Annotated in this window: 1 protein-coding gene; it reads left to right on the top strand. The window is 75.6% G+C overall.

Annotated features, from left to right (window positions below; all coding sequences use genetic code 11):
• The first annotated feature begins 3 nt into the window (after nucleotides 1-3).
• A complete protein-coding gene (locus AB0I11_RS05180) occupies nucleotides 4-11,964 on the top strand; it encodes an SDR family NAD(P)-dependent oxidoreductase (RefSeq protein ID WP_357313438.1) in 11,961 nt (3,986 codons plus the stop codon).
• The last annotated feature ends 61 nt before the right edge of the window (nucleotides 11,965-12,025 follow it).

The following is a 12,025-nucleotide window of genomic DNA, read 5'->3' as shown; positions in this document are numbered from 1 at the left end:
CACATGTCCAACGAGGAAAAGCTCCGCGACTACCTGAAGCGGGTGACCGCGGACCTGCACAGCACGCGGCAGCGGCTGCAGGCGATCGAGTCACGCCGGCAGGAGCCCATCGCCGTCGTCGGGATGGCCTGCCGCTACCCGGGTGGGGTGCGTACCCCGGAGGACCTGTGGCGGCTGCTCGTCGCGGGCGGCGACGCGGTCGGTCCCTTCCCGACGGACCGGGGCTGGCACGTCGACGACTTCTACGACCCGGACCCGGACCGGGCCGGCCGGATCTACGTCCGGGAGTCAGCGTTCCTGTCCGACCCGGGCGGGTTCGACGCGGACTTCTTCGGGATCAACCCGCGCGAGGCGCTCACCATGGATCCGCAGCACCGGTTGCTGCTGGAGACGAGCTGGGAGGCGTTCGAGGCGGCCGGGCTCGACCCGACCCGGCTGGCCGGGACCAGCGTCGGGGTCTTCACCGGCGTGATCGCGCAGGACTACGGCCCGCGCACCCACGAGCAGGCCCGATCGTACGAGGGCTACCTGCTGACCGGCACCACCACGAGCGTGGCGTCGGGCCGGATCGCGTACACCCTCGGGCTGGAGGGGCCGGCGGTCACGCTGGACACGGCCTGCTCGTCGTCGCTGGTGGCGACCCACCTGGCCTGCCACGCGCTGCGCCAGGGCGAGGTCAGCATGGCGCTGGCCGGCGGCGCGACCATCCTGCCGACGCCGCGCGCCTTCATCGAGTTCAGCCGGCAGCGCGGGCTCGCGCCGGACGGGCGGTGCAAGGCGTTCGCCGACGCGGCGGACGGGACGAACTTCGCCGAGGGGGTCGGCCTGATCCTGCTGGAGCGGCTCTCCGACGCCCGCCGCAACGGCCACCCCGTCCTCGCGGTGATCCGCGGCTCGGCAGTCAACCAGGACGGCGCCAGCAACGGCCTCACCGCCCCCAATGGACCGTCCCAACAACGCGTCATCCGCCAAGCCCTCGCCAACGCCCGGCTGAGCCCCGCCGACGTCGACGCCGTCGAAGCCCACGGCACCGGCACCACCCTCGGCGACCCCATCGAAGCCCAAGCCCTGCTCGCCACCTACGGCCAGGACCGCTCACAGCCCCTCTGGCTCGGGTCGATCAAATCCAACATCGGCCACACCCAGGCTGCCGCCGGCGTCGCCGGCATCATCAAAATGGTCCAGGCCATCCACCACGGCGTCCTGCCCAAGACCCTGCACGTCGACGCCCCCTCCACCCACGTCGACTGGACCTCCGGCGCGGTGGCCCTGCTGACCGACACCACCCCCTGGCCCGACCAGGACCGACCCCGCCGCGCCGCGGTCTCCTCCTTCGGCATCAGCGGCACCAACGCCCACGTCATCATCGAACAAGCCCCCGACCCCGATCCCGCCGGCCAGGACGCCGGCCCGCCGACTCCGACCGCCTCCACCGCCGCCAGCGCCGCCACCGCCGCCACAGCCCCAGCCGCCAGCACGCTGGCCGGCGCGGCTGGTCCGGCGGCCGCCGTAACGGCGGCGACCGGAACGACGGCGACCGGTGCGGCTGGTTCGGTGGCGGCCGGGTCGGGCACGGTCCGGGACGAGGGCGCGCCCGACGTCGCCGGCCCGGAGGTCGCCCCGCCCTGGCTGCTGTCGGCGAAGACCCCGGCGGCGCTACGCGAGCAGGCGACCCGGCTGGCCACCCACCTCGACGAGCACCCCGACCTCGACCCCGCCCGGGTCGCGCACGCGCTGGCCACCACCCGGACCACCTTCGACCACCGGGCGGCGATCATCCCGCCGCTGGACGACCCCGACGGCGAACCGCACACCACCGCGGACCTGATCGCCGCCCTGCACGCCCTCTCCGACGGCGTAAACCACCCGAACCTGGTCCAGGGGGCGGTGAGCACGGTCGGGAAGGTGGCGTTCCTGTTCACTGGGCAGGGCGCCCAACACCCCGGCATGGCCACCGACCTCTACCACCACTTCCCCGTGTACGCGACCGCCCTGGACGAGGTGTGCGCGGCCCTCGACCCGCACCTCGACCGGCCGCTGCGGGAGGTCATGTCCGGGGCGCACACCGACCTGCTCGGGCAGACGCTCTACACCCAGCCGGCGCTGTTCGCCGCAGAGACCGCCATGGTGCGGCTGCTCGACAGCTTCGGGATCCGACCCGACTACCTCATCGGGCACTCCATCGGGGAACTCACCGCCGCCCACATCGCCGGCGTCCTCGACCTCACCGACGCCGCCCACCTGGTCACCACCCGGGCCCGGCTCATGAACACCATGCCGGCCGGCGCCATGCTCGCCGTCACCGCCCCCCTGGACCGCATCCAACCACTGCTCGGCGCGCACCCGCAGGTGAGCCTCGCCGGACACAACAGCCCCACCTCACTCGTCCTCGCCGGCGACACCACCACCATCGACACCATCGCCACACAGCTTGCAAATGACGGCGTGCGCGCCCGCAAACTGCACGTCGCCCACGCCTTCCACTCCGCCCACACCGAGGCGATTCTCGACGATTTCCGCGAGGCCGCCGCAAGCGTCACCTACCGGCCCGCGGCCCTGCCGATCGTGTCCAACCTGACCGGACAGGTCGCCACCGACGAACAACTCGCCGACCCCGACTACTGGGCACGCCACATCCGCGACACCGTCAACTACACCGCCGGCACCGAAACGTTGCACACCCTCGGCGTCACCCACTACCTCGAGGTCGGACCCGACGCCACCCTGAGCACCCTCACCCGCGAAACCGTCACCGACGCCACCGCCATCCCCACCCAGCGGCGCGGACACGACGGAACAGCCAGCCTGCTCACCGCACTCGCCACCGCCCACACCAACGGCGTCGACGTCGACTGGACACCGCTGCTCGCCGGCGAGCAGGAACCCACGATCGCGTTGCCCACCTACGCCTTCCAGCACGAGCGGTACTGGCTCAGCCCGCCCGCCATCGTCACCGACGCCAGCGACCTCGGCCTCGGCAGCGCCGGTCACCCGCTGCTCGGCGCCACGCTCAGCCTCGCCGACGCCGACACCCACCTGTTCACCGGCCGGATCTCCACCACCACCCACCCGTGGCTGGCCGACCACGTCATCGCCGGCACCCCGCTGCTGCCCGGCACCGCCTTCGTCGACCTCGCCCTGCACGCCGGCCACCACACCGGACACCCGTACCTCGACGACCTCACGCTCGAAGCGCCGCTGGCCCTCGCCGGGCCCGGCGCCGTCGACCTCCAGATCGAGGTCGGGGCGCCCGACGGCGACCGCCGGCCGGTAAGCATCCACTCCCGGCCGGCGGCCGAGGAGCAGGACGGAACCTGGACGCGGCACGCCACCGGCACGCTCAGCCGTACCGCGGTCGCGGCGGAGCCGCTGCCGGCGGCGTGGCCGCCCCCCGGGGCGGCGCCCGTCGAGGTGGACACCCTCTATGCCGAACTCGTCGACGCCGGGGTCGGCTACGGCCCGACGTTCCAGGGGGTACGCGCCGCGTGGCGGGACGGCGACGTCGTCTACGCCGAGGTCGCGCTCGCCGAGGACACCGCCACCGACGGGTACGGCGTACACCCCGCCCTGCTCGACGCCGCCCTGCACCCGATCGCGCTGGCCGCGCTGCGGGACGCCCCGGCCGGCGCGCCGCCCGCGGTGCGGCTCCCGTTCGCCTGGTCCGGGGTGAACCTGGCCGCGACCGGCGCCCGGCAGGTGCGGGTCCGGGTCGCTCCCGCCGCCGGTGGGGCGGCCACCATCACCGTGGCCGACCCGGCCGGGCAGCCCGTGGTCACCGTCGAGGCGCTGGCCATGCGGGCCGCTCCCCGGCCGGGTGAGCGGCGCGGCAGTCCCCGGGACCTGCTCGCCGTGGGCTGGGTGCCGGTCGCGCCGCCGGCCGACCCGGCGCCGGCCCGGATCGCGCTGGTCGGCTCGGCGACCGTCCCCGACGGCGGCACCGACCTGCGCTACGACAGCCTGGCCGCGCTGGACGAGGCGCTCGCGGCCGGCACACCGCCGCCGGACGTGCTGGCGTTCGCCGCCCCGACCGCCACCGGGCCGGACGTCCCGGCGGGCGCGTACGAGTCGGTCCAGCAGGTCCTCGACCTGCTCCGGTCCGGGCTGGCCGACGAGCGGTACCCGGACATCCGGCTGCTCGTGCTGACCAGCGGCGCGGTCGCGGCCGGGCCCGGGGAGACCGTCGACGACCTGGGCGGCGCCGCCGGATGGGGGTTGGTCCGCACCGCCCAGTCGGAGTATCCCGGCCGGGTGCTGATCGCTGACCTGGACGGCCGGGCGTCGTCCTGGCGGGCGCTGCCGGCGGCGCTGGCCACCGACGAACCGCAGCTCGCGCTCCGCGACGGCGAGGCGCACGCGCCGCGGCTCGGGCGGCTGCCCGACGGCGGGCGGCTCACCCCGCCGGCCGGGGCGGCCGCCTGGCGGGTCGACGTGCCGGTGCCGGGGACCCTGGAGAGCCTGGCGCTGGTGCCCTGCGACGCCGATGAGCAGCCGCTCGCGCCGGGACAGGTCCGGCTGGCCGTCCGGGCCGCCGGCCTCAACTTCCGCGACGTGCTGCTGGCACTGGACATGTACCCGGGCAGCGCGCTGATCGGCACCGAGGCGGCCGGCGTGGTCGTCGAGGTGGCCCGCGACGTCACCGGCCTGACCCCCGGCGACCGGGTGATGGGCCTGGTCACCGGCGGGATGGGCCCGTACGCGGTGACCGACCGGCGGCTGCTGACCCGGATGCCGGCGGGGTGGAGCTTCGCCGAGGCGGCCACCGTGCCGGTCACCTTCCTGACCGCGTACTACGGGCTGGTCGACCTGGCCGCGCTGCGCCCCGGCGAGACGCTGCTGGTGCACGCCGCCGCCGGTGGTGTCGGGATGGCGGCGTTGCAGCTGGCCCGGCACTGGGGTGTCGAGGTGTACGCGACGGCCAGCCCCGGCAAGTGGCCCGCGGTGCGGGCGCTCGGCGTCGCCGAGGACCACCTCGCCTCCTCCCGTACCCTCGACTTCGAGCCGGCGTTCCTGGCCGCCACCGGCGGGCGCGGCGTGGACGTGGTGCTGGACGCGCTGGCCCGCGAGTTCGTCGACGCGTCGCTGCGGCTGCTGCCGCATGGCGGCCGGTTCATCGAGATGGGCAAGACCGACATCCGGCAGCCGGACGAGGTCGCCGCCGCGCATCCGGGGGTGGCGTACCGGGCGTTCGACATGATGGAGGCCGGCCCGGACCGGATCCAGGAGATGCTGGCCGAGCTGGCGGACCTCTTCGAGCGGGGCGCGCTGCGGCCGCTGCCGTTCGCCGCCTGGGAGGTGCCGGAGGCGCCGGCCGCGTTCCGCCACCTGGCGCAGGCGCGCAACGTCGGCAAGGTGGTGGTCACCCTGCCGGCGCCGCCCGACCCGAACGGCACCACGCTGGTCACCGGCGGCACGGGTACGCTCGGCCGGCTGCTCGCCGCCCACCTGGTGCGTACCGGTCGGGCCCGGCGCCTGCTGCTGGCCAGCCGGCGCGGCGCCACGGCGGCCGGGGCGGCGGAGCTGGTCGCCGAGCTGGAAGCACTCGGCGCGACGGTCACCGTGGCGGCCTGCGACACCGCCGACCCGGCGGCGGTCGCCGCGCTGCTCGCCGGGGTACCCGCCGAGCACCCGCTCACCGCCGTCTACCACACCGCCGGCGTGACCGACGACGCCGCGCTGCACACCCTGCGTCCCGAGCAGCTGCGGGCGGTGTTCCGGCCCAAGGTGGACGCCGCGTGGCACCTGCACCGGGCCACCCGGCACCTGGATCTGGCCGCGTTCGTGCTCTACTCGTCCATCGCCGGCACCCTGGGCGGGCCGGGCCAGGGCAACTACGCGGCGGCCAACGCGTTCCTCGACGCGCTGGCCCAGCGCCGGCGGGCCGCCGGCCTGCCGGGCACCGCGCTGGCCTGGGGGCTGTGGGCCGACACCAGCGGCATCACCGGCCAGCTCGACGCCACCGACCAGGCCCGGATCGCCCGCAGCGGGCTGCGCCCGCTCTCCGCGCCGGCCGCGTTCGACCTGCTCGACGCGGCGGTGGCCGGCGGCCGGCCGGCGCTGGTGCCGGTCGCGCTGGACCTCGCCGCGTTGCGCGCCCGGGCCGCCGCCGGCCCGCTCCCGGCGATGCTGCGGGACCTGGTCCGGGCCACGGCCCGGCGGGCCGCCGCCGGCGCCGGCGGGTCCGACGGGCTGGCCGGGCGGCTGGCCCGTCTCGCCGCCGACGAGCGCCGCCCGTACCTGCTCGGGGTGGTCCGCACCGAGATCGCCGCGGTGCTGGGGCACCCGGACCCGGCGGCGGTCGACCCGCGGCGGCCGTTCAAGGACCTCGGGCTGGACTCGCTGACCGCGGTGGAGCTGCGCAACCGGCTCAACGCCGCCACCGGGCTGCGGCTGCCGGCCACGCTGGTCTTCGACCACCCGACCGCCGAGGCGCTCGCCGGGCACCTGCACGAGCTGATCGACCCGGGCACCGGGTCGGCCGCTGCGGCGGCGGCCCCGGTGACCATCGCGACCGACGAGCCGATCGCCGTGGTCGGGATGGCCTGCCGGTTCCCCGGCGGGGCCGACTCGGCCGACGCGCTGTGGCGGCTGGTCGCCGACGGGGTGGACGCCATGTCCACCTTCCCCACCAACCGCGGCTGGCCGGTCGACGGGCTGTACAGCCCGGACCGGGACCGGATCGGCACCACGTACACCCGGCACGGCGGTTTCGTCCACGACGCCGACCTGTTCGACGCGGACTTCTTCGGGATCAACCCGCGGGAGGCGGCGGCGATGGACCCGCAGCAGCGGCTGCTGCTGGAGACGGCCTGGGAGACGCTGGAGCACGCGGGCATCGACCCGGCGGCCCTGCGGGCCACCCCGACCGGCGTGTTCACCGGCGTCGTCGCCCAGCACTACGCCCCCACCACCCAGCACGGCACGTCGGAGGTGGCCGGCTACCTGATGACCGGCAACACCACCAGCGTCGCCTCCGGCCGGGTGGCGTACGCGCTGGGACTGGAGGGGCCGGCGGTCACGGTGGACACCGCCTGCTCGTCGTCGCTGGTCGCCACCCACCTGGCGGTGCAGGCCCTGCGCAGCGGCGAATGCACCCTGGCGCTGGCCGGCGGGGCGACCATCATGGCCACCCCGGAGATCTTCCTCGAGTTCAGCCGGCAGCGGGGGCTGTCGCCGGACGGACGGTGCAAGTCCTTCGCGGACGCGGCGGACGGCACCGGCTGGGGCGAGGGTGCCGGGCTGATCCTGCTGGAGCGGCTGAGCGACGCCCGGCGCAACGGCCGGCGGATCCTCGCGGTGATCCGCGGGTCGGCGGTCAACCAGGACGGGGCGAGCAACGGGCTGACCGCGCCGAACGGCCCCTCCCAGCAGCGGGTGATCCGCCAGGCGCTCACCGCCTCCGGCCTCGCTCCGGCCGACGTGGACGCCGTGGAGGCGCACGGCACCGGCACCACCCTGGGCGACCCGATCGAGGCGCAGGCCCTGCTGGCCACGTACGGGCAGCAGCGCGCCGGGGACGAACCGCTCTGGCTCGGCTCGATCAAGTCGAACATCGGCCACACCCAGGCCGCCGCCGGGGCCGCCGGCATCATCAAGGTGGTCCAGGCGCTGCGCCACGCGGTGCTGCCCCGCACCCTGCACGTCGACCGGCCCAGCGGTCACGTCGACTGGGACGCCGGCGCGGTGGCCCTGCTCACCGAGACCCGGCCGTGGCCGGCGCAGGGCCGCCCGCGCCGCGCGGCGGTCTCCTCGTTCGGGATCAGCGGCACGAACGCGCACATCATTCTGGAGCAGGCCCCCGAACCGGAGGCGGCGCCGGCACCGGCGGCGTCCGCGCCGCTGCCGTGGTTGCTCTCCGCGAAGACCCCTGCCGGGCTGCGGGACCAGGCCGCGCGGCTGCTCGGGTACGTCGCGCAGCGGCCCGAGGTGGACCGGGCGACGGTCGGCGCCGCGCTGGCCGGTGGCCGGGCGGTGTTCGCGCAGCGGGCCGCGGTGCTGCCCGGCCCGGACCCGGTCGAGGCACTGCGGGCCCTGGCCGAGGACCGGCCGCATCCCGCCCTGCTCCAGCACACCGCCGCCCACGGCGGCCGAGTGGTGTTCGTCTTCCCCGGCCAGGGCGGACAGTGGCTCGGCATGGGCCGCGAACTCGCCGAACACAGTCCCGTCTTCGCCGCCCACCTCGACGCCTGCGCGACCGCGCTGCGGCCCTATGTGGACTGGGACCTGCACCAGGTGCTGCACGACGACAACCCCGACTGGCTCACCCGCGTCGACGTCGTCCAGCCGGTGCTGTTCGCCGTGATGACCGGCCTCGCGGCGGTGTGGCGACACCACGGGATCGTCCCCGACGCCGTCATCGGCCACTCCCAGGGCGAGATCGCCGCCGCCTACGCCGCCGGGGCGCTGTCATTGGACGACGCCGCGAAGATCGTCGCGCTGCGCGCCCAGGCGCTGCGGGCGCTGATCGGGCACGGCGACATGGCGTCCCTCGCCCTGCCTGCCGACCAGGTCACCGAACTCCTCACCCGGCTGACCACCCGCCCGGCCACGCCCGACAACGCCAGCCACGCCGAAGCCGACGGAAGCAACGCCGGCCCCAACGGCCACAACACCGGACCCCAGGCCTACATCGCCACGGTCAACGGGCCGAACGCCACCGTCATCGCCGGCGACCCCGACGCCGTCGCGGCAGCCGTCGCCCACTGCAAGGACCACGACATCCCCGCCCGGGTCCTGCCGGTCGGCTACGCCTCCCACACCCCCCACGTCGAAGCCCTCCGCGACCAGATCCACACCGCCCTCGACGGCGTCCAACCCACCACCACCGATGTGGCCTTCTACTCGACCTACACCGGCGACCGCATCGACACCGACACCCTCACCGCCGACTACTGGTACGACAACCTCCGCCACCCCGTCCAGTTCCAGACCGCCACCGAAGCACTGCTGCGCGACGGGTACGCCACCTTCGTCGAGGTCAGCCCGCACCCGGTGCTCATCCAACCGATCGAGGACACCGCCGACCAGCACGACATCGTCGCGCTGGCCAGCATCCGCCGGGACACCACCGACCAACTCGTCACCGCCCTGGCCACCGCGCACACCCACGGCCTGCCGGTGAACTGGCGGCCGCTGCTGCCCGCGGTGACTGCGCCGGTCGACCTGCCGCCGTACCCGTTCCAGCGCCAGCGCTACTGGCTCACCAGCCGGCCCACCACCGGTGAACCGGCCGACCTGGGCCAGGGCGCGGCCGACCACCCGCTCCTCGCCGCCGCGATCGAGCTGCCCGACCAGGAGGGCATGCTCTTCACCGGACGGCTCACCCTCGACCGGCAACCCTGGCTCGCCGACCACGCCGTCACCGGCACCGTGCTGCTGCCCGGCACCGCGTACGTCGACCTCGCCCTGCACGCCGGACACCACACCGGACACCCCCACCTGGACGACCTCACCATCGAGACCCCGCTGATCCTCGACCCGGACAGCGACGTGCAGCTCCAGGTCGAGGTGGGCGCGCCGGACGACACCGGGCGGCGGGCCCTCACCATCCGCTCCCGTGGCGACGGCCAGGAGTGGACCCGGCATGCCACCGGCACCCTCGCCGCCACCCCCACCCCGGCCGGGCCGGACCCCGAACCGGCCGGCTGGCCGCCCGCCACGGCCACCCTCGCCGACGTGACGACCGCCTATCCCGACCTGGCCTCGGCCGGTCTCGGGTACGGGCCGGCGTTCCAGGGCGTCCGGGCGGTCTGGCGGAACGGCGACGACGTGCACGCCGAGATCCGCCTCCCCGACGAGGTGGACGTCGACGGGTACGCCATCCACCCGGCGCTGCTCGACGCCGCCCTGCACCCGCTGGCCCTGGCCGGGGACGCCGGCGGCGTCCGGCTGCCGTTCGCGTGGAGCGGCGTCACCCTGCACGCCACCCGGTCCCGGGAGCTGCGGGTGCGGCTCGCCGCGACCGGCCCGGACACCGTCCGGGTGACCGCCACCGATCCCGCCGGCGCGCCGGTGGTGACGGTGGCCGGGCTGACCGTCCGCCCGCTGCCGGCCGAGCAGTTGCGCCAGGCGGGCGGCCGGAACGTGCTGCACCGGGTGGCCTGGTCGCCGGTGGTCAGCACCGGCGCGCTGCCGTCGGCCGTACCGCCGGCGGTCGGGCTGGACGACCTGGTGGCGTTGCTGGCCGCCGCCGAGCCCGTGGCGGAGACCGTCCTGCTCCGGGCCACCGGGCCGGACGCCACCGGTGATCCGCTGGCGGTGCACGAGGTGGTGGAGCGGACCGTGGCCGCGTTCCAGGCGTGGCTGGCCGACGAGCGCACCGTGGAGAGCCAACTGGTCGTGCTGACCCGGTACGCCGTGGCCGCACGGCCCGGCGACCCGGTGGCGGATCTGGCCGGGGCGGCACTCTGGGGGCTGGTCCGCGGCGCCCAGGTCGAACACCCGGACCGGTTCGTCCTGGTCGACACCGACGACCACCCGGGCAGCCTGGCGGCGCTGCGGGCCGCGGTGGCGACCGGCGAACCGCAACTGGCGGTACGCGAGGGCAGCCTGCTGGCCCCCCGGCTGGCCCGGTACCGGGCTGTCGAGGCCGCGCAGGGTGCGGGCCAGGGTGGCGTCGCCGGGGACCGCGTCCCGGCACCCGCCGCCCTGGATCCGGACGGGACGGTGCTGATCACCGGCGGCACCGGCACCCTCGGCGCGCTACTCGCCGAACACCTCACCACCACCGGCCAGGCCCGACACCTGCTGCTCGCCAGCCGCCGCGGCCCCGACGCCCCCGACGCCGCGCCGTTGGTCGACCGGCTTCAGAACCTCGGCGCCACCGTCACCGTCGTCGCCTGCGACACCGCCGACCCCGACGCCGTCACCGCCCTCATCGGCGGTGTGCCGGACGAGCACCCGCTCACCGCCGTCTTCCACACAGCGGGTGTGCTGGACGACGCCGCCCTGCACACCATGACCGCAGACCAGGTACACACCGTGCTGCGGCCCAAGGTCGACGCCGCCTGGCACCTGCACCACGCCACCCGCAACCTCCCCCTGGCCGCCTTCGTCCTCTACTCCTCCGCCGCCGGCACCCTCGGCAGCCCCGGACAAGCCAACTACGCCGCCGCCAACACCTACCTCGACGCCCTCGCCCACCACCGCCACACCCTCGGCCTCCCCGCCACCAGCCTCGCCTGGGGCTACTGGGCCCAAGCCACCGGCATGACCGGCCACCTCGACCACACCGACCAGGCCCGCATCACCCGCGCCGGCCTGCTACCCATCCCCACCGACCACGCCCACACCCTGCTCGACACCGCGCTGACCACCGGCGAACCGGTGCTGGTGCCGGTGACGCTCGACCTGGCCGCGTTGCGCGCCGGGCCGGTCCCGGCGATCCTGCGGGGCCTGCTGCCCGAGTCCCGCCGGCCGGCGGCCGGCGCCGCGCCGCAGGTGGCGCTGGCCGAGCGGCTCGGCGCCCTCGACGAGGCCGAACGCCTGCCCTACCTGCTCGGGCTGGTGCGCGAGCAGATCGCGACCGTGCTCGGGCACGCCGATCCGCAGGCGGTCGAGCCGCAGCGCACGTTCAAGGACCTCGGGTTCGACTCGCTGACCGCGGTCGAGCTGCGCAACCGGCTCAACGCCGTCACCGGGCTGCGGCTGCCGGCCACCCTGGTCTTCGACCATCCCACGGCGGACGCCCTGGCCGGCTACCTGCTGACCCGGATCCCGGTGAGCGGGGCGGGCCGCACCGGGGACGTGCTCGACGAGCTTTCCCGGCTGGACCGGGTGCTGGCCGAGGCCACCCTCGACGAGGCCACCTTCCAGGAGGTGAAGAACCGCCTCCAGCGACGGCTGGCCCTGCTGGGCAAGCGCTGGGAGCCCGCCGAGGGCGGCGACCTGGACGACCGGATCCACACCGCGTCGACGACCGAGATCTTCGACTTCATCGACCAGGAACTGGGCCGGAAGGTGGGCTGAGCAGCGGCAGTACGGCACGGCGGCGGGACCGGCCGCCGTGCCGGCCCGAAATCCATTGACG

This window comes from Micromonospora sp. NPDC050495 (genome assembly GCF_040655175.1).
GTDB lineage: Bacteria > Actinomycetota > Actinomycetes > Mycobacteriales > Micromonosporaceae > Micromonospora.
Note: the sequence above shows the minus strand (reverse complement) of the source record. Positions and strands in the feature narration are given on the sequence as shown.